This window comes from Mycobacterium simulans (assembly GCF_900232995.1).
Lineage (GTDB): Bacteria > Actinomycetota > Actinomycetes > Mycobacteriales > Mycobacteriaceae > Mycobacterium > Mycobacterium simulans.
In genome coordinates this window covers 788,571-807,579 of the sequence record NZ_OCVX01000003.1, presented here as the reverse complement: position 1 = coordinate 807,579, position 19,009 = coordinate 788,571, and the positions used below count along the sequence as shown (strand labels likewise).

18 protein-coding genes and 1 pseudogene are annotated in these 19,009 nt (G+C 64.9%); 15 read left to right on the top strand and 4 right to left on the bottom strand.

Annotated elements, in window-relative coordinates; genetic code table 11:
• The gene (locus MSIMFI_RS04425) at positions 1-981 is read left to right on the top strand and encodes an enoyl-CoA hydratase/isomerase family protein (RefSeq protein WP_191496286.1); all 981 of its coding nucleotides are present in this window, start codon (positions 1-3) and stop codon (positions 979-981) included.
• 169 nt (positions 982-1,150) lie between these two features.
• Here MSIMFI_RS04425 and MSIMFI_RS04420 read toward each other — a convergent pair whose 3' ends face one another.
• Positions 1,151-1,588, bottom strand: a complete 438-nt coding sequence (locus MSIMFI_RS04420) for a CD225/dispanin family protein (RefSeq protein ID WP_191496285.1) — start codon at positions 1,586-1,588, stop codon at positions 1,151-1,153.
• Positions 1,589-1,737: 149 nt separating this feature from the next.
• On the opposite strand from MSIMFI_RS04420, the pseudogene MSIMFI_RS04415 reads away from it, so the two are divergent.
• The 4 genes and pseudogenes from MSIMFI_RS04415 to MSIMFI_RS04400 all read left to right on the top strand — a co-directional run.
• Positions 1,738-1,981: pseudogene (locus MSIMFI_RS04415) on the top strand (enoyl-CoA hydratase); the annotation flags it as partial.
• A gap of 477 nt (positions 1,982-2,458) precedes the next feature.
• Entirely contained in the window at positions 2,459-3,736 is a 1,278-nt protein-coding gene (locus MSIMFI_RS04410; protein ID WP_191496284.1) for an MFS transporter, read from the top strand.
• A gap of 273 nt (positions 3,737-4,009) precedes the next feature.
• Positions 4,010-4,447: a PIN domain-containing protein gene (locus MSIMFI_RS04405; RefSeq protein ID WP_191496283.1), complete on the top strand. Its 438-nt coding sequence runs from the start codon at positions 4,010-4,012 to the stop codon at positions 4,445-4,447.
• A 380-nt stretch (positions 4,448-4,827) separates the two neighbouring features.
• On the top strand, positions 4,828-6,027 hold the full coding sequence (locus MSIMFI_RS04400; RefSeq protein ID WP_191496282.1) for a radical SAM family protein: 1,200 nt from the start codon (positions 4,828-4,830) through the stop codon (positions 6,025-6,027).
• 26 nt (positions 6,028-6,053) lie between these two features.
• On the opposite strand, the gene MSIMFI_RS04395 is transcribed toward MSIMFI_RS04400, so the two are convergent.
• The gene (locus tag MSIMFI_RS04395) at positions 6,054-7,211 is read right to left on the bottom strand and encodes an acyl-CoA dehydrogenase family protein (protein WP_224770074.1); all 1,158 of its coding nucleotides are present in this window, start codon (positions 7,209-7,211) and stop codon (positions 6,054-6,056) included.
• Between the two features lie 48 nt (positions 7,212-7,259).
• Between MSIMFI_RS04395 and MSIMFI_RS04390 the strand changes: the two genes are divergently transcribed.
• From MSIMFI_RS04390 to MSIMFI_RS04380, 3 genes are read left to right on the top strand one after another with little or no spacing between them, the layout of a single operon-like run.
• Entirely contained in the window at positions 7,260-8,285 is a 1,026-nt protein-coding gene (locus tag MSIMFI_RS04390) for a MaoC family dehydratase (protein WP_191496281.1), read from the top strand.
• A gap of 32 nt (positions 8,286-8,317) precedes the next feature.
• Positions 8,318-9,475, top strand: coding sequence for a CoA transferase (locus MSIMFI_RS04385; RefSeq protein ID WP_191496280.1), 1,158 nt, complete (start codon positions 8,318-8,320; stop codon positions 9,473-9,475).
• Entirely contained in the window at positions 9,469-10,773 is a 1,305-nt protein-coding gene (locus MSIMFI_RS04380) for an amidohydrolase family protein (RefSeq protein WP_191496279.1), read from the top strand. Before MSIMFI_RS04385 ends, MSIMFI_RS04380 begins: the two co-directional genes overlap by 7 nt.
• 7 nt (positions 10,774-10,780) lie before the next feature.
• On the opposite strand, the gene MSIMFI_RS04375 is transcribed toward MSIMFI_RS04380, so the two are convergent.
• Positions 10,781-11,674, bottom strand: coding sequence for an alpha/beta hydrolase (locus tag MSIMFI_RS04375; protein ID WP_191496278.1), 894 nt, complete (start codon positions 11,672-11,674; stop codon positions 10,781-10,783).
• Between the two features lie 125 nt (positions 11,675-11,799).
• Here MSIMFI_RS04375 and MSIMFI_RS04370 point away from each other — a divergent pair, with 125 nt between their 5' ends.
• The 6 genes from MSIMFI_RS04370 to MSIMFI_RS04345 all read left to right on the top strand — a co-directional run bounded on the left by MSIMFI_RS04370 (position 11,800) and on the right by MSIMFI_RS04345 (position 17,757).
• Entirely contained in the window at positions 11,800-12,429 is a 630-nt protein-coding gene (locus tag MSIMFI_RS04370; protein ID WP_191496277.1) for a class I SAM-dependent methyltransferase, read from the top strand.
• A complete protein-coding gene (locus MSIMFI_RS04365; RefSeq protein ID WP_224770073.1) occupies positions 12,426-13,715 on the top strand; it encodes a molybdopterin-dependent oxidoreductase in 1,290 nt (429 codons plus the stop codon). The genes MSIMFI_RS04370 and MSIMFI_RS04365 overlap by 4 nt, the downstream gene beginning before the upstream one ends.
• Before the next feature lies 1 nt (position 13,716).
• On the top strand, positions 13,717-14,220 hold the full coding sequence (locus tag MSIMFI_RS04360) for a hypothetical protein (protein WP_191496276.1): 504 nt from the start codon (positions 13,717-13,719) through the stop codon (positions 14,218-14,220).
• Between the two features lie 66 nt (positions 14,221-14,286).
• Positions 14,287-15,489 carry an alpha/beta hydrolase gene (locus MSIMFI_RS04355; protein ID WP_191496275.1) on the top strand — a complete coding sequence of 401 codons (1,203 nt, stop codon included), beginning with the start codon at positions 14,287-14,289 and terminating at the stop codon, positions 15,487-15,489.
• A gap of 43 nt (positions 15,490-15,532) precedes the next feature.
• Positions 15,533-16,942, top strand: a complete 1,410-nt coding sequence (locus MSIMFI_RS04350) for a WS/DGAT/MGAT family O-acyltransferase (protein WP_191496274.1) — start codon at positions 15,533-15,535, stop codon at positions 16,940-16,942.
• 38 nt (positions 16,943-16,980) lie between these two features.
• On the top strand, positions 16,981-17,757 hold the full coding sequence (locus MSIMFI_RS04345; RefSeq protein ID WP_191496273.1) for a crotonase/enoyl-CoA hydratase family protein: 777 nt from the start codon (positions 16,981-16,983) through the stop codon (positions 17,755-17,757).
• An 8-nt stretch (positions 17,758-17,765) separates the two neighbouring features.
• On the opposite strand, the gene MSIMFI_RS04340 is transcribed toward MSIMFI_RS04345, so the two are convergent.
• Positions 17,766-18,356: a TetR/AcrR family transcriptional regulator gene (locus MSIMFI_RS04340; protein ID WP_191496272.1), complete on the bottom strand. Its 591-nt coding sequence runs from the start codon at positions 18,354-18,356 to the stop codon at positions 17,766-17,768.
• Between the two features lie 80 nt (positions 18,357-18,436).
• On the opposite strand from MSIMFI_RS04340, the gene MSIMFI_RS04335 reads away from it, so the two are divergent.
• Positions 18,437-18,964 carry a methyltransferase family protein gene (locus MSIMFI_RS04335; protein WP_224770072.1) on the top strand — a complete coding sequence of 176 codons (528 nt, stop codon included), beginning with the start codon at positions 18,437-18,439 and terminating at the stop codon, positions 18,962-18,964.
• Positions 18,965-19,009 lie beyond the last annotated feature (45 nt).

Sequence of the window (19,009 nt, the reverse complement as noted above, 5' to 3'; positions counted from 1 at the left end):
ATGCTCCGGGTGGTCGACCTGTCGAGTGCGCCGCAGGCTGGTGTCGAGACACCACCGGGCGTGATCGTCGCGTTTGGGCCGCTGTCAGATCAATCCTGGTTGGACACTGCAACTTTTACCCTGACGGAGGAGCCGTGCACGGACCGGCGGGTAGTCACGGTGGATTCGGTACCGCAGACTCTGGCCGAGCTGACCCAGCGTTGCCGACGCTGGCCACATGCCAGTGCGGTGTGTGACGACGTACTGCGCTCGGTCGACCCGGACGGTACCGCGCTGGCCGCTGTGGTGACCGAGTCGTTGGCGTACTCGACGTTGCAGGCCGGTCCGGAGTTCGCGCGCTGGCTTTCCGAGCGGGGTCCAGTGCGCATGCCTGATATCGCGAATCCGGTTCAGACGCAACGCGAAGATGGCACGCTACATGTCAGGTTCAACCGGCCGCAGCGTCACAATGCGTTTTCTACCGATGCCCGCGCCGCACTACTGGAGGCATTGACCGTTGCGCAACTGGATCCGTCGGTCACCGGAATCGTGTTGAGCGGCAACGGCCCATCGTTTTGCAGTGGTGGAGACCTCGCCGAGTTCGGCACCTTCGACGACCCGGCGAGCGCTCATCTGGCGCGCACCCGCCACAGTCCGGCGCTGGCGCTCGACGCGCTCACTGCGAGGCTAGGCCAGGCCTGCCGAGCTGAGGTGCACGGCCAGGTGGTAGGCAGCGGATTGGAGCTGGCGGCGTTTTGCGGATGGATTGAGGCAGACCAGGATTCGGTGTTCGGACTGCCGGAATTGAGCCTGGGCCTGATTCCCGGCGCCGGCGGTACGCTCAGCATCACGCGCCGGGTCGGCCGCTGGCGCACCGCGTATCTGGTGCTGTCCGGTCGGACTATCGATGGCGCTACCGCGCTGGCTTGGGGGCTGGTGGACGCCGTCTCGCCGAGCGCGAACTCAGTACCCGGCATGGGTGGGGATGTGGTTATCGACTGAGACGGCAACCGCGGACGTTTTGTGCTGGCGGCTTGTTGATTGGCAACGCTGGGGTCGGTGGCCATGGCGGCGCCGCGGGTTTGGCCGGGGTGGGCGGCGAACTTGCGCTGGGGCACCGCCGGCCTGGGGTCTGGTGGACGCCGTCAAGCCGAACGTGAGACGTGAGCGCTCAGTATCCCGAATAGGTGGTGATGGTGGACGGGGTGTTGTGATCGACGGAAACCGCGACCGCGATAAGGACGATATAGATGATGCCAATAATCACCGCGACGATCGCGCCCGTGATCGCGCCGATAATGGCCCACTTCTTGGCGCTGGCGGATGCGGCCAGGGCCTCGGCATACCGCCCCTGAGCCCACAACCCGGAGACCTTGGTGGAGTACACGATCGACACGATCCCGAATGGGAGGCAGCACAGCACCGTGACCAGAATCGCCCATACGAGGTAGTTGTCCGGCTCGGGCTGGCCATAGCCCGGCTGCTGGGCCGGCCAACCCGGCTGGCCCTGCCAACCCGGCTGCTGGCCTTGCCAACCCGGCTGGCCCTGCCACTCTGGCTGCTGGCCTTGCCACTCTGGGGAACCTCCGTACGGCCCTGGATAACTCATCGCACTGCCTTCCCTTGGGTCCCCTCGGTGCCGAAGTCAGGCAAATATACTGCACGGGGTCGGTGCGGGCCGGGGTTTCGCGGTTGAGCGAATTTTTCCAACGCGTGCCATTCCGAGGTCGAGACATTGCTGGTGTGGGCTTCAGTTCGAGTACCGAGACCGCGCTGCGCGCCGACCTAGACACCGAGGTGGTGCCGCATGGGCAACTGCTCCCCCCGCCCGCCGGGTGGCGGCGTCGGTCGTCGGCAACAACCAGAACGCGGTGCGCGCACTGTTGGCCTCCTATCACCGGATCGACGAGTCGCAGAGCCCGCGGGGCTATGGCAGGAACCCATGGCGGCCAAGCAGTTTCGGACCAGTGGTGATGACATTGCCGTAAACGGCGAGGCTGTACGGAGCGCCAGCGCTCCCAGCGCCGCCAGCAGCCCGCATCTAGGGCATACTGCCACAGCCGTCGGGGAGCGTTGGGAAATTTTGTATAAGAAGCCTGACAAATCTGTCTTTTTCGGTCCGTTTATGGGGCGGCGCGTCCCGCCACTGAGACATTGTGTCCCTTCAGCGACCGAATTCTCTGTGTGATACTCGGAATCAGTAACGCAAGGTCACCGCGGCGTGCGCATATTCCATGCGAGTCCATAAGTGGCGCTGAGCGTAATTGAACGAGTGTCGATATACGTTCCGGCGACCAACATGTCCGGTGCAGCACTGTTCAGAAGAATTGACCGTCTGCGTCCGGCAGAATGCCGCGGCGCGCGAACAGCCTGCCGGAAGGCAACGCGCAATGATAAATCTGCTGTTTGAGGCCGTACAAACCGGAGACGAGCAGAGCTCCGCGACTCTCATCTGGATCGTTTCAACCCGGGCGGTGCCATGAGGGAAATCGTCGACCAGTTTTGCAGTTTCAATCGCACCAGCCAAGTGCTGATGATTAATTACTTGGGTATCAACACAGGTTTCTTCATGCTGATGCCGTACTTGGCCGGCTACCTTGCCGGGCCGCTTGGGTTAGCAGCGTGGGCCGTCGGTTTAGTGCTCGGTGTCCGCAACTTCACCCAGCAGGGCATGTTTTTTCTTGGCGGCTCGCTCGCCGACCGGTTCGGATATAAGCCGGTGATTGTCGCTGGTTGCCTGCTGCAGACCGGCGCATTCGTGCTCCTGGGAATCGCGCAGTCGTTGCCGAGTTTGTTGATCGCTGCGACCGCAACAGGCGTGGCGGGGGCGCTATACACCCCCGCGGTACGTGCCTATGTCGCAGCCGATTCGGCGGATCGCAAATTAGAAGCCTTTGCGATGTTCAATATCTTCTTCCAAACGGGGGTCTTGCTCGGTCCGCTCTTGGGTGTGGCGCTATTGGCGCTCAATTTCACGGCTACCATCCTGGCTGCGGCTGCCGTCTTCGCAATACTGACCGTCGCCCAGTTGCTGGTACTGCCACAGTCCGCAGTGGACCCCGAACCGGCAACGATAGCGAGGAATTCGGTCCTGGAGGGCTGCTGGCTCGTCATCCGCAATCGAAGTTTCATGTGGTTCGCCGCTATTATGACGGGCCGTTACATTCTGGCGTTCCAGGTCCATTTCGTCCTGCCGCTTCAGGCCTCGTCCCTGGCGCCGCGCAACCACTCCTTCTTAGTAGCAGCAATGTTCGCAGTGTCGGGGTTGGTAACGGTCGTGGGCCAATTGCGCATCACTCAGTGGTTTGCCGCCAGATGGGGCACGGGCCGCAGTCTGGTTGTCGCAGCGATTGCCATGGCGGCTTCCTTTGTGCCACTTACGGCAGTGCCCAATGCCTCCAGGTTCGGCCTGTGGGCTGCAGTGGCCGCACTGTTATTGTCGACGGCTTTGCTGCACACCGCTTCTGCGATCATGTTTCCGTTCGAAATGCGTAAAATTGCCGCGCTGGCAGGTGACCAACTAGTCGCCACTCACTACGGTTTCTATAGCACCATCGTTGGTGTCGGGGTGCTTGTCGGCAATCTCGCTATCGGCTCACTACTGAGCGCCGCGCATCAATTCGGTGCCGACGAAGTGATCTGGGTAACGCTGATTCTTGTCGGCCTGCTGACGGCCGTCGGGCTGCATCGACTGGACACGTCGTCGGCGGTGTTACGCCCGACGGCCAAGGTCGCCAATACATGCGCCGCCGGCTAGATAATCGGGTCGCGCAGCCAATGCTCGAAGTCGCGGCGACGTGGGACCGGCTGGCTGAGCAACTGTATTCGTCGTCGACTGCCCCTTCGTCGGTGACACGCGGTGTGGCCCGTTACCACTGCCGACTTGGCCCAGGCGGCTTCCGCGATGGATATCAGCCGTCATCCGTGCGTGTGTGGCGGAATCAGTTGATCTGCAGGGTGATTGGATCGCCAGAACCCGCCGCAGTGGCGTATTGCTGGCGCCGACCACTCGAGGCGGGCGCGGGGAAGTATGGCGCTGATCGCCCGTTATCTAATCGATACCAGCGCCGCCGCGAGGATGCGCCACCCAGAGGTATCGCGGCGACTGCGGCCCCTCATCGAAGGCAGCGTGGTCGCGACAACGGCGTCGCTTGATGCCGAAGCGCTCTACAGCGCCCGCGGGCCGGCCGAATACGAACAGCTCTGGGCGGACCGTCGCACCGCCTATGAGTATCTGCCGACCAACGACGAGCATTGGCAGACCGTGCTGGGCGCACAGCAAGCTTTGGCGCGAACTGGCCAACATCGAGCTGTTGGGGTGGCCGACCTGCTTACCGCCACTCTCGCGGCTGCACACCAACTCACCGTTGTCCACTATGACGCTGACTTCGATACGGCTGCAACGGTATTGGCGTTCCAGCACCGATGGGTGCTAGCACGCGGAAGCATCTTCTGCGGTGGGTTCTGAGAACCAGATCCCGCAGGCCACCCAAAGCCTGGTGCATACTGTTCAACTTGGCGGGCTAGCCGATCCAGATGGCGCATCCTGCACCACAATTCTGGCAATTGTAGGAATTTTTTCCATTGGTATTCGCCGTGGAATCAGGCACGCTGCTTAGCGGAACAACACCTGAGTTCCGGCGTCGACAAGATATCCGTCTGAAGATTCGCGAGCAGAGAATAAAACGTTAGTTTCGGCACGATTGATTCTACAGTGAATGCAGCCGCAATCAGTTTACTCCGTCGGCCGCCGAGTGAATTCAGCCGTCGTCTCTGCTAATACGCGTCCATACAGCACGGCGGATTTCGACCGCGAACCGCACGAGATATTCCGTTTGGAGGCCGCGCGTGAGCAGATTCACCGAGACGAGGCATGCCACAGCCCAGTCAAGTCCCGAGGGCGTGGCGTGGGGTCTCGTGAATCAGCCACCGCTCGTCGCTGAACATGACAGCTGGATAAGCGTAGATCCCGTACTGGGTTGCCCGGCCACCTGCGCCTACTGCTATCTGGGCCGCATGGATCTGCGACCCAAGAAGCCTCGTGTTCGCGTGTCGCCTCGTGAGGTGGTGAATCAGCTTCTGGATGCGTGCGCTGTAGGCGGTGATGACACGCCCATCTGCATCGGAAACTACACAGACATGTTCCTCACCCGGGAGAACTTCGAGCTCTTATGCGAGATTTCGGCAGCGATCCGAAGTGCGCTGCCCGAGAGAACGCTGTGTGTCGTGACCAAGGCTCGGCAAGCTGACCGCCTAGTCAGCGATTTCGCAAACTTCGCGCCCCAGCGCACCTTCCTGTTTTTCTCGCAGTCCTTCATTCACGAAAGTGGAGGCATCTTCGAGAGCGGGGCCACTGCCGACTTTGAGCAAACGCTTCGGGCGGTACGGGTAGCCAGGCGCACTCCGAACGTGACCCCAGTCCACTTCTGGCGACCTTTCCTGTCAAAGCTGAACCCAGTTTCACAACTCGAGGAAAGACTGGCTCGCCTTAAGGATGCTGGATGCAGTTCCTCGGTTGTCGTTGGCTTGAAGCATTCGGCTACCACAACCTATTTTGAAGAAAGCATGCAGCACCTGTTCGATCCTGAAGCCGATATAGACACGTCTTCTGGTGACGAATATGCGCCGCCCGACCTTGTCGCCGAGCTGATGGGCGCTGCCCGCGAAGCTCAATATCCCATATTCCGCAATACGTCCTGCGCCATTTCACATGCCCGCCGCCAGTTCGACTACAACGGCACCGCGGTCGGACCAACTGCGCAGCAGCGCTGTCGGGAAGTGGCATGCCCCGCGACTCAGCGACATGTCTGCCAATCGCATACCTACGTTCCGCTATCGCGTTCGCAATTGGCGAAGATCGTTGATGTGTCGGAACAACATCGACTCCAGTTACGGCCCATCGAGGGAACGATCTCAATCGACGGCCAGGTCGACGAGTACGTCTACAACAAGTTGATGCACATCGCCAACGGGCCGATCGCGGTCGGTGGTGTCCGTCAGAGGAAGCATTGGTTGGGATCGGTGACAGGGTGGGCAGATGAACCCTAGGGGCTGCGGCGGGCCTCTAGATCCCGTTAGATCCCGCCCCGAGCCACCAGCTGCTGAGCGATCACATTGCGCTGAATCTCATTGGTCCCTTCGCCGACGATCATCAAAGGCGCATCGCGAAAGTAGCGCTCCACGTCGTATTCGGTGGAGTAGCCGTAGCCGCCATGGATGCGCAACGCGTTCAGGGCGATTTCCATGGCGACCTCAGACGCAAACAGCTTGGCCATGCCGGCCTCCATGTCGCAGCGCTCGCCGCTGTCGTAGCGCTCGGCCGCATAGCGGGTGAGCTGGCGGGCGGCGGTGAGCTTGGTGACCATGTCGGCCAGGTAGTTTCCGACGGATTGGTGCTTCCAAATCGGCTGGCCGAAACTCTCCCGTTGTTGGGCGTAAGCGAGTGTATCCTCGAGCGCCGCCGTCGCCACGCCCAAAGCTCTGGCGGCCACTTGGATCCGGCCCGTCTCAAGGCCCTTCATCATCTGCGAAAAGCCGTGACCCGCTTGGCCTCCCAGGACGGCAGATTCCAGCACCCGGTAATTGTCGAACGACAGCTCACACGACTCCACGCCCTTGTAGCCCAACTTGGGCAGGTCCCGCGACACCGTAAGGCCCGGCCCGTGCTCGATCAGCACGACCGAGATGCCCTTGTGCCGCGGCACCGCATTCGGATCGGTCTTGCACAGCAACGCGATCAATCCGGAACGGCGGGCGTTACTGATCCAGGTCTTGGACCCGTTGATCACCAACCGTCCGGAACCGTCGGGCAGGGCGGTGGTCGACATGTTCTGCAGGTCGGAGCCGCCGCCCGGCTCGGTCAGCGCCATGGTGGCGCGCAGCGAGCCGGTGGCCATCGGCGGCAGGTACGCCCGCTTCTGCTCCTCGGTGCCGAACAGTGTCAGCAACTTGGCGACGACGGTGTGCCCGCCCATCGCGCCGGCCAAGCTCATCCAACCACGGGCCAACTCCTGGGTGACCTGCACATAACACGGCATCGAGACCGGCGACCCGCCGTACTCGTCGGGAATGGCCAGGCCAAAAATGCCGATCCGCATCATCTGCTTGATCCACGCCTCGGGGTAGGTGTTGGCGTGTTCGACCTCGCGGACCGTGGGTTTGACGTCGCGGTCGATGAACGCCCGCACGGTCGAAACCAGCATGGATTCTTCGTCGGTTAGCTCGCTGCTCACCTACGCCATATTGACCCCTGGTCGCACCGGCTGCCAGCATGTGGCTTCATGACTGACAGGGTGACTTACGCGGATTTGCGCGACGGCGGACCGTACTTCGACGACCTGTCGGTAGGTCAGGTATTCGACTGGGCGCCGTCGACGACGTTGTCGCCGGGGCTGGCGGCCGCCCATCAGGCTATCGTGGGCGACCGGTCGCGACTGGCCCTGGACGCCGATCTGTGCGCCGCGGTCACCGGCGCATCCGCCGCCTTGGCGCATCCCGGGCTGGTATGCGATGTGGCCATCGGGCAGTCGACGTTGGTGACGCAGCGGGTCAAGGCCAACTTGTTCTACCGCGGGCTCACTTTCCACCGCTTCCCGGTGATCGGCGACACCATCTATACCCGCACCGAAGTGGTTGGGCTGCGGGCGAATTCGGCCAAGCCGGGCCGAGCGCCGACGGGAATGGCCGCGCTGCGGATGATAACGATCGATCAGGCCGATCGGTTGGTGCTCGACTTCTACCGGTGCGCCATGCTGCCCGCCAGCCCGGATTGGCGCGGACACGGGCCAGGCGATGATCTGTCGACCATCGGCGCCGACGTGGCCCCGCCTGCCATCGATCCCACCGCGGACTGGAACGGCGACGTCTTCCGGGAACGGGTGCCCGGTCCACACTTCGCAGATTTCGGGGCCGGCATCGCGGGTTCGGTAATGCACAGCACCGGCGACCTGGTCAGCAGCGCGCCCGAACTAGCCCGACTCACCCTGAATATCGCTGCCACACACCATGATTCGCGGCTCGCGGGACAACGGCTGGTCTACGGCGGGCACACCATCGGGCTGGCGTTCGCGCAGGCCTGCCGGTTGATGCCCAACCTGGTAACGGTGTTGGGCTGGGAGTCCTGCGACCACACCGGGCCGGTCCGCGAGGGCGACACCCTCTACAGCGAACTGCACGTCGAATCGGCCGAGTCGACCCCGAACGGGGGCGTGCTCGGATTGCGATCGCTGGTTTACGCGGTCAGTGCTGCGGCCGACGAGCCGGACAGGCAGGTGCTGGACTGGAGATTCAGCGCGCTGCAATTCTGAGGCCTGCGCGAGGCCGCGGGGCCGCGAGCACAATGGTGGTCGTGAGCCACGCGTCGTACAAGTGGGGGAGCAGCGGGCTGGCCTACCTGACCGGTCTACCCGACGGACCACCCGACTTCTCCCGCGCCAACGTGCTGGGTCACGCCGAGCGGATCGCCGCCGATGCGGCCACACTGCTGACCGGCCGTGCCGCGTTGCTCGAGTTGACCCGCGGCGGCCGGGTGTCCGCCGGTGGCGCCACCCGGCTGCTTCCAGCACATGACGGTTGGTGTGCGATCACGCTGTCTCGCCCCGACGACATTGCCGCCGTCCCGGCGCTGCTGCACATCGATGAAGCACCCAAAGACCCCTGGCCACTGTTGCAGCGGTGGGCCGCGACACGTCTGGTGGCCGGGATAGCTGAGGGCGCTGAACTACTCGACATCCCCGCCGCCGCACTCGGCGAGGCCACGGCCGCACCACCGCGGATACGCCGCATCGGGCCGCGGACGCCCGCGCGCGGGCTGCACGGCATGCTGGTGGCCGATCTCTCATCGATGTGGGCCGGTCCCCTGTGCGGGCACCTGCTGGCCCGGGCCGGCGCAACCGTGGTCAAGGTCGAAAGCCCGCGCCGCCCCGACGGCACCCGAGCTGGCAATCGAGCCTTCTTCGACTGGATCAACGGTGAAAAGCTGTCCTACTGCCTCGATTTCGACCGCGACGCCCACGAGCTGCGCCAGCTGCTGGCGGTCGCTGACATCGTGATCGAAGGGTCGCGGCCCGATGCACTGGCGCGGCGACGGCTCGGCCCGGAGGACATCGCATCGCGGCCGGGCAGCATCTGGCTGCGCATCACCGGGCATGGCGAGCACTCCCGACGACCAGCGTTCGGTGACGACGCCGCCGTGGCCGGCGGCCTGATCGGAGACGGGACGGTGTTCTGCGGGGACGCCATCGCCGACCCGCTGGCCGGGCTGGAGGCCAGCCTTGCGATGACCGAATCGCTGGACCGTGGCGGCGGCGAACTCATCGACGTATCCATGGCCGCCGTCGCCGCGACGTATGCGGCGCTGCCGATCCAGGCATCGGTCTCGCCGCACTCAGCCCCACCGCCGTCCAAACCCCGGGTGTCCAAACCGGCCGCCGCCCTCGGCGCCGATAACGACGCCGTGCGCCGCTTGATATCCGAAAGACAAGTCCTCCCATGCTGATTCGGCGGGCCACCTTGCTTGACGGGGCGATGGTCGACATCCGGGTGGGCGACCGGATCGAGGAGGTAGGCCAGGACCTGGCTGCCAGGCGCGGGGAGGGCGTGCTCGACGCCGGCGGCGGAACCGTGCTTCCGGGGCTACACGACCACCACGTGCACCTGCGCTCGGCGGCGTCGGCGCTGGATTCGCTTTCCGTAGGACCGCCTGGGGTGTGCACCAAAGAGCAGCTAGTGCAGGCACTTTCGAATGCCGAGCCGGGGCCCGACGGGTGGATTCGCGCCGTCGGCTATCACGAGTCGGTTGCCGGTGATCTGGACCGGAGCTCGCTGGACGCTCTGGTAACCAACAGCCCGGTGCGGATCCAGCACCGCAGCGGCGCGCTATGGATGCTCAACTCCGCAGCCTTGGGCCGGGTCGGCCTCCCCGACCATCCCGATGGGCGCCTGCACAGCTCCGACCGCGGCTGGTCGGAAGTGCTACGGCGGCGCGAAACCAATCTGGCTGAACTCAGCCGCCGCATCACCGCGACCGGCGTCACCGGCGTCACCGACGCCACACCCGATCTGGACGCCGACGACCTGGTCTCGCTGATGGTGGCGCACCGACGCGGCGAGTTCCGGCCGCGGGTGCGCCTGCTGTCACCGGGCAAGATAATCCTGCAGGATGACCGTCTCGACTTGGACGCCCTGACGACCTGGATCACCGACCACCACAGCGTCGGCCAAGCCGTCGCCGTGCACTGCGTGACCGCGGCCCAACTGGTGGTGACCATCGCGGCCCTGCGCACCGCGGGAAGCCATCCGCTCGACCGCATTGAGCACGCGGCCGTCGTGCCCGACGACACCCTGACCGACCTCGCCGAACTGGGACTCACCGTGGTAACACAGCCCAACTTCGTTGCCGAGCGCGGCGATCAGTACCTCACCGAGGTCGCGGCCCACGAGCATGGTCAGCTCTGGCGGGTCGCTTCCCTGCTGAATGCGCATGTGCCCGTTGCATTCTCGACCGATATGCCATTCGGTGCAGGTGATCCATGGGCGGCGATGCGCGCCGCGGTGCACCGGACGACACCAAGCGGCAGGATCCTCAATGGCGGCGAATGTGTCTCGGCGCGAACGGCTTTGATGATGTTTCTGGGTTGGTCGGATCGGCCGGGTCGGGCGCGGACCGTCGAGATCGGGGAGCCGGGCGACCTCTGCGTGCTCACCGAGCCACCGGCGGCGGCACTGGCCGAGCTGGACGCCGGGATGGTTGCCGCCACGATCATAGGTGGCGAGCTTGTGTACTTCGCAATGTGACCGGCGATCAACCCGCCATACCCAGTGCCGCACGCAAACTTTCACACTGCATGTCGAAAAACTGTCGCGATACCGGAGCTTTCGTAGCCACCAGGTCGAAGCCGTGGAACGCGCCCGGAATCTGTTCGACTTGGCATGGCACCCCAGCATCGACCAGCCGCGCGGCATAAGCGAGATCCTCATCGTGGAACAGGTCATGCGTACCCACGCCGATCCAGGCCGGCGCCAGCCCGCTCAGGTCGTCGTGCCTGGCCGGCACTGCGACCCTCGGGTCCGTGTCGCCGAGGTATGCCGTCCAGCCGAAGCGATTGGCCCGTGGGTCCCACAGGCGGTAGCGCGGGTCGGCCGGGGCCGCGGAACTGCGGTCATCGAGCATCGGGTAGGCCAGCAACTGAAATGCCGGTGCAATCTCGCCGCGGTCGCGGGCCAGCAGGGCCAGCGCCGCCGCGAGCCCGGCGCCGGCACTGGCACCCCCGATCGCTACCCGTGATCGGTCCACCGCTGGCAGTCCCGCCAACCAAGTCAACGCGGAGTAGCAATCTTCCAGCGGCGCGGGATAGGGATGTTCTGGTGCCAGCCGATAGTCCACCGATGCCACGGTGATGCCAAGTTTTGCGCTGAACCGGCGACAGCGCACGTCGTCCTGTTGCGCGGTGCCCAGCACATAACCGCCGCCGTGGATCCACAGCAAGGCAGGCGCCGGTTCGGCAATGCTGGTGGGCCGATAGAGCCGCACGCCGACGCCGGACGGCAGGGTGAGCACCTCGACATCGGCGCGTATTCGACGTTGGGCAAGGGCTAACAGGGCCCGCATGAGCGGCAACGTTCGAGGACCGACCAGTCGTTGCGGGGCGAAGCGCGCGATTCGGCGCAGGTCTGGGTGGACATCATCGGCCGGCATCAGGCCAGTATCCATCCGGGCGTGCATTTGCTCCGAAGGACTCGTGTGGTATCGATGGGAAAGCTGACGCAGGGATGGTGCAGGAGCAAGGCCGGTCTAGTCGGGTACGACGCGAAGGGCGTGAAATGCTGGGGCATCTCTACGACCGGGCACTTGGCGGCGAGCGGTGTTGGATCCGTCATGACAACGGCGAGTTGCGCGCGCTGCCGGCTCACCGTTGGTTGGGCGGCCGAGCCTCCGACGAGGCCTTCGATGAGGCGGTAGCGCAGATGTGCAGTGGGCCAACCATCGAGCTGGGCTGCGGACCCGGACGGGTGGTGGCACGCCTGGTCCGGCGGGGGATACCCGCGCTGGGCATCGATCGGTCTGCGGCGGCGGTCCGCCTCGCCGGGCGCGGCGGTGCGCCGGCGCTGCTGGGCGACGTGTTCGCGCCGTTGCCGGGCACGGGTCGCTGGCAGACGGTTTTGTTGATCGACGGGAACGTCGGCCTCGGCGGAGACCCGTTACGAATCTTGGGGCGCGCCGCCGAGTTGTTGAGTCGCGGCGGGCGTTGTGTGGTCGAGTTCGAGGCCGAGGCCATCGGAGTCTGCTCCCGCTGGGTACGTCTGGAGTCGGCGTGCGATGTCGGGCCGTGGTTTCGATGGGCATCGGTGGGCGCGGACAGCGCCGCCATGCTGGCCGCGCAGGCGGGTCTCACGCTCACCAGCCTCCGGCTGATCGCCGGCCGGGTTCTCGCGAGTCTGGCGGCCCGGTGAGCGGCTACGGATTTCCCGTCCGACTGTGGCGCACGCTGGAGCAACGTCGGCCGCCAGGTATCCAGCGACTAAGACAATTTCGCAGCCCGCTGCGCGGTCCGTGGCTGACATCCGTGTTCGGGCTGGTACTGCTGGTGACGCTGCCGATCGTGATACTCACCGGGCTGCTGTCCTACATCGCCTATGGGCCGCAGTTCGGCCAGGCCATCCCGGCCCACGTCGGCTGGCTACGCCTGCCCATCTTCACGTGGCCCACGCGCCCGTCCTGGCAGTACCGGCTGACGCAGGGTCTGCACGTGGGGCTGGGTCTGGTGCTCATTCCGGTGGTGCTGGCCAAGCTGTGGTCGGTGATCCCGAAGCTATTCGTCTGGCCGCCGGCGCGTTCGATCGCCCAGTTCTTGGAGCGGCTGTCGTTGCTGATGTTGGTCGGCGGGGTGCTGTTCGAGATCGTCACCGGCGTGCTCAATATCCAGTACGACTACATCTTCGGGTTCAGCTTCTACGACGCGCACTACTTCGGGGCCTGGGTGTTCATCGTCGGTTTTCTCATGCACATCGCGCTCAAGATTCCGCACATGATCAGCGGGTTGCGGTCGCTATCGCTGCGAGAAGTGCTGCGCACCAAGGTCGCTGACACCCGCCCTGAATCACCCGATGAGACCGGGTTGGTGGCCGAGAACCCAGCCGAGCCGACGATGAGTAGGCGCGGCGCGCTGGCCTTGGTCGGTTCCGGAGTGCTGCTGATCGCCGCGCTGACGGTCGGGCAGACCCTCGGTGGCCCCGCGCGCAGCGTCGCGCTACTGGTGCCGCGGGGGCGCGGCCGCGATTTCCCGGTCAACAAGACCGCCGCCGTCGCCGGCATTACGCCCGAAGCCGTCGGCGACAACTGGCGGTTGGTGCTGCGCGGCGGACCCTCGGAGGTGGTCCTGGACCGCGCGGCGCTGGCCGGCATGCCGCAACACACCGCGCGATTGCCGATCGCCTGCGTGGAGGGCTGGTCGACGGTCCAGACCTGGAGCGGGGTCCGGCTGGCCGACCTGGCCCGGATGGCGGGGGTGCCGGCACCGCGCTCGGCATTCGTCGCGTCGCTGCAACGCGGTGGTGCCTTCGGTACCGCGATCCTGGCGGCCAACCAGATCAGCGATCCCGATGCGCTGCTGGCGTTGCGGGTCAGCGGCGCAGACCTGCCCCTGGATCACGGCTATCCGGCCCGGATCATCGTTCCCGCGCTACCCGGTGTGCACAACACCAAATGGGTTGCCGCCATCAACTTCGAGCCGAGCTGAGATGTCAAGATTCGCGAAGCTTTACGGGTCGCAGCCACTGCATCTGCTGACGATGCTGTCCGGCCTCGCGCTGCTGGGCTACATCCTGGCCACCTTCAAGCCCGCCACGCTGTGGAACCCGGAGACCTGGTGGCAGTCGATCGCCGTCTGGTTCGCCGCCGCCGTCGTAGCCCACGACCTGGTCCTCTTCCCGATTTACGCGCTCGTCGACCGGATCGTGTCCGGGAATGGCCGGACACGGCACCACCTAAACGTGGTCGCCCGCAATCACATTCGGATCCCTGCCATTGGGGCCGCACTGACCCTGCTGATCTTCCTGCCCGGGATCATCGAACAGGGCGCCGCCACCTATCAGGCGGCGACGGGGCAAACCCAGCAGCCGTTTCTGGGCAGGTGGCTACTGCTCACCGCGGGCATGTTCGCCATCAGCGCTCTTGCCTACGGCGCGCGACTCGCAAGGTGGCGTTTCAGCGGTGAAAAAGTGACATCTGACCAGGAGCAATAGCGTTTTGCGAAGGCAACCGCGGGGCAATCTTGGATTCGCGCCAATTGGGAGGGGTACGCTCCCCACATGACGGCGACGAGGCCAAGTATGACCCCCTGCTTGCGATGGTTGCTGCGCGCTCGTCCCGGCGACTACATGCTGGCCCTAAGCGTCGCGGGAGCTTCCCTACCAGTGGTCGGCAAACATCTCGAACCGCTGGGCGGTTTCACCGCGATGGGTGTGTGGGGAGCCCGGCAAGCACCGGATGTGATGTCCGCTATGGCGCGGGACTGGCTGACCCCCGGTATCGACGAGATTCGCCGCCGGGACCGTGCCAGCACCAACGAGGTGTCGGTATCGGCCCTACGCGGCATCGTGTCGGCCGCCGACCTGGACGCTCAATGGCCGGCCCCAGAGCGCACCCCACCGGTGTGGCAAGCACGGCGACACCGTCGCTACCTTTATCGCCGCGCCGTCCACTATGGCGACAGCCCCGCCCAGTTACTCGACGTGTGGCGCCGCAAAGACTTGCCCACCCAACCGGCACCGGTGCTGATTTTCGTCCCGGGTGGAGCGTGGATTCACGGCAGCCGCACCATCCAGGGGTATGCGCTGATGTCACGCCTGGCCGAGCTGGGGTGGGTGTGCTTGTCCATCGACTACCGCGTTGCCCCGCACCACCGGTGGCCGCGCCACATCCTTGATGTCAAGACCGCCATCGCATGGGCCCGAGCCAACGTCGACAAGTTCGGCGGGGACCGCAATTTTGTTGCTGTGGCAGGTTGCTCGGCCGGGGGACACCTGGCCGCGCTCGCCGGGCTCACCGCCAACGACCCCGGATTCCAGGGCGAGCTGCCGGAAGGCTCGGACACCTCGGTCGACGCCGTCGTCGGGATTTACGGTCGCTACGACTGGGAAGACCGCTCCACCCCCGAACGCGCCCGGTTCGTCGAATTCCTGGAGCGGGTGGTGGTCAAGCGGAGCATCGACCGGCATCCAGAGGTGTTCCGCGATGCCTCGCCGATCGCCCGGGTACATACCAATGCGCCACCGTTCCTGGTGATTCACGGCAGTCGCGACAGTGTCATCCCGGTTGAGCAGGCGCGCAGCTTCGTCGAGCGGTTACGCGGGGTTTCGCGCTCGCTGGTTGGCTACGTGGAACTGCCCGGGGCGGGCCACGGCTTCGACCTTCTCGACGGCGCCCGCACTGGCCCGATGGCGCATGCGATTTCGTTGTTCCTCAACCATGTTCACCGCACTCGAGCCCAGTTCGCGAAAGAGGTTATCTGAGCGCCGCCCCATTGTAAGGTCGCGTCATGAGTAGGGGTTTGCGGTGAAACGACTCAGCGGCTGGGACGCGGTGCTGCTATACAGCGAGACGCCGAACGTGCACATGCACACCATCAAGGTCGCCGTGATCGAACTCGACCCGGACCGCCGCGAATTCGGCATCGAAGCGTTTCGTCGAGTCATCGGCGGCCGGATGCACAAGCTCGAACCGCTCGGCTATCAACTGGTCAACATCCCGTTCAAGTTCCACCACCCGATGTGGCGTGAGCACTGTGAGGTCGATCTCGACTATCACATCCGGCCTTGGGAACTGCCCCCGCCTGGCGGCCGGCGCGAACTCGACGAGGCGATCGGACAGATCGCCAGCACCCCACTGGATCGTTCCCATCCCCTGTGGGAGATGTATTTCGTTGAGGGCCTTGCCAATAACCGGGTCGCGGTGGCCGCCAAGATTCACCACGCGCTGGCCGATGGGGTCGCCTCGGCGAACCTGATGGCGCGCGGCATGGCCCTGCTGCCGGGCCCCGAAGGCGGTAAATATGTGTCCGCCCCCGCCCCCAGCAGGCGGGAGTTGATGAGCTCGGCGTTCGTGGCCCATCTGCGCCACGTTGCGCGGATCCCCGCCACGATCCGTTACACCGCACAGGGTTTGGGACGGGTGCGACGCAGTTCGCGCAAGCTCTCCCCGGAACTCACCATGCCGTTCACGCCTCCGCCGACTTTCATGAACCACAAGATCACTCCCGAGCGCATGTTCGCCACCGCAACCCTGGCGTTGGCCGATTTGAAGGAGACGGGAAAGAAGCTCGGGGTGACGATCAACGACATGGTGCTGGCCATGTCCACCGGGGCACTGCGCAGCTTGCTGTTGCGCTATGACGGCAAGACCGAACCGCTGCTGGCCTCCGTCCCGGTGAGTTACGACTTCTCGCCGGAGCGGATTTCCGGCAACCACTTCAGCGGAATGATGGTGGCGCTGCCAGCGGACCTCGATGATCCCCTGGAACGGGTGCAGGCCAGCCACGAAAACGCGGCCTCCGCCAAGGAGAGTCACCAGCTGATGGGGCCGGAACTGATCAGCCGCTGGGCCGCCTACTGGCCGCCGGCGGGCACGGAAGCCATGTTCCGGTGGTTGTCAGGTCGCGACGGGCAGAACAAGATCCTCAATTTGAATATCTCGAACGTCCCAGGCCCGCGCGAGCGCGGCAGGGTCGGTGGCGCGGTGGTCACCGAGATCTATTCGGTCGGGCCGTTGACCGCCGGCAGCGGTCTGAACATCACCGTCTGGAGTTATGTCGACCAGCTCAATATCTCGGTGTTGTCCGACGGTTCCACCGTCAAGGACCCACATGAGGTGACCGAGGCCATGGTCGCCGATTTTATCGAAATACGCAGGGCCGCTGGGCTTTCCGAGGAACTGACGGTTATCGAAGACGCGATGGCTCAAGCCTGATCGGGGGCCCGATACTGCGGTCGTTACGATCGGGCACTGTGAGCGAAGAAGCTACCGAACCCGCAGTCCTCGTCGAACAACGCGACCGAATCCTGATCATCACGATCAACCGTCCAACAGCCAAGAACGCGGTCAACGCCGCGGTCAGCCGGGGATTGGCCGAAGCGATGGATCGGCTCGACGACGACACCGGCCTGTCCGTGGCCATCCTGACCGGCGCGGGCGGTTCGTTCTGCGCGGGCATGGACCTCAAGGCATTCGCTCGGGGCGAGAACGTCGTCGTCGAGGGCCGCGGCCTGGGCTTCACCGAACGGCCACCCGCTAAGCCACTGATCGCGGCCGTGGAGGGTTACGCGCTGGCCGGCGGCACCGAGCTGGCGCTGGCCACCGACCTGATCGTGGCGGCCCGGGATTCGGCGTTCGGCATTCCGGAGGTCAAGCGCGGTCTGGTTGCCGGCGGAGGTGGGCTGCTGCGGCTGCCCGAGCGCATCCCCTATGCGATCGCCATGGAGCTGGCGCTGACCGGTGACAACCTGCCCGCCGAGCGCGCCCACGAGCTGGGGATGGTCAACATCTTGGCCGAGCCCGGCGGCGCACTGGACGCCGCGATCACGCTGGCGGAAAAGATCACCGCCAACGGGCCGCTCGCGGTCGCCGCCACCAAACGGATCATCACCGAATCCCGCGGCTGGAGCCTGGACACCAGGTTCGCCGAGCAGATCAAAATCCTGGGCCCGATCTTCATGTCCAACGACGCCAAGGAGGGAGCGATCGCGTTCGCCGAGAAACGCCCGCCCCGCTGGACAGGCACCTAGGTAGGGCGCTACTCAGCCAGGTACCGCTGCACCGTCGGCCCCACCCGCGCAACCAATTCTTCGATGCTGGCTGAGGCCAGTGGCTCGATCTTCAGCTGGTATCGCGCAAATGCCAGCCCGGCTAGATGGCTGGCCACCAGCTCGACGCGCAGCTCGGCGTCGACCACCCCGAAGTCGGCCGCGACCCGTTCGGCTATCGGGCCAGCAAGGCTGTCGTGCAACACCTTTCGCGCCTGAGGGTGGATCGTTGCCGAGCGCCACAGCGTCAGAAAGGGCTCGTAGCCGGCGTCTTCGTCCCAGTGCTCGAGAAAGCGGCGCACCAACCGCGGGCCGATGTCCTCTGTTCCCTCGTCCAGCAGCGTGGCCAGCTGGTGCAGCGGATGCTCGGGACCGGTCAGCGCTGACGCGGTGAACAGCCCTTCCTTGCTGTCGAAGAAGTAGTAGACCATCGCGACGTCCACACCGGCGTCGGTGGCGATCGCGCGGACGGTGGCCCGCTCGTAGCCCTCGCGCATGAAACGTTCGCGTGCCGCCTCGATGATGCGCTGCTTGTTCTGCTGACCGGTGCGCCACCGGCCGCTGCGCCGGGCTTCTGACATGCACACGAGCATACTTCAACGACCGTTGATCATTGTCCGGCTCAGGCGTACGCTGATTCTTGAACGGAGGTTGAAGTATCATGACAAACACTCGGGAACGGCAACTGTGGTGGCGACACCTGATCTCGTTTCTCATCGCTCCGGTAACGATGACGCTGGTGATACCGGCGTTGATCGTGGCCTCGACTGGGGTGCGGCCCCTGAACCTGCAGTCGCCTGCGACGGTCGGGCTGGTGACGGTCGGTGGCCTGTTGATCGCGCTCGGGCTGGGCCTGCTGGTCTGGACGGTGGTGCTGTTTGACCGATTGGGCAAGGGCACCCTCGGCGTGGGCCCGGTGCTCGGCGAGCCGGTCAAGCTCGTAGTGCGCGGCCCGTACCGGCACGTGCGCAACCCGATGATCAGCGGAGTGCTTTGCATTCTGCTCGGCGAGGCGGCCATCACCGCGTCCGGTTGGCTGCTGTTGTGGTTCGTAGCCTTTTTCACGCTGCAGGTCACCGTTATTCGGTTCTGGGAAGAGCCCCATCTCGAGGCGCGCTACGGCACCGACTACGTCGAATACCGTCGCAACGTTCCGGCGTGGATCCCCCGCATTTCGGCCTGGAGGTAAGGGCCCTCGCTGGAATGGGTTACAATATCGCCTAGATTTGTAAAG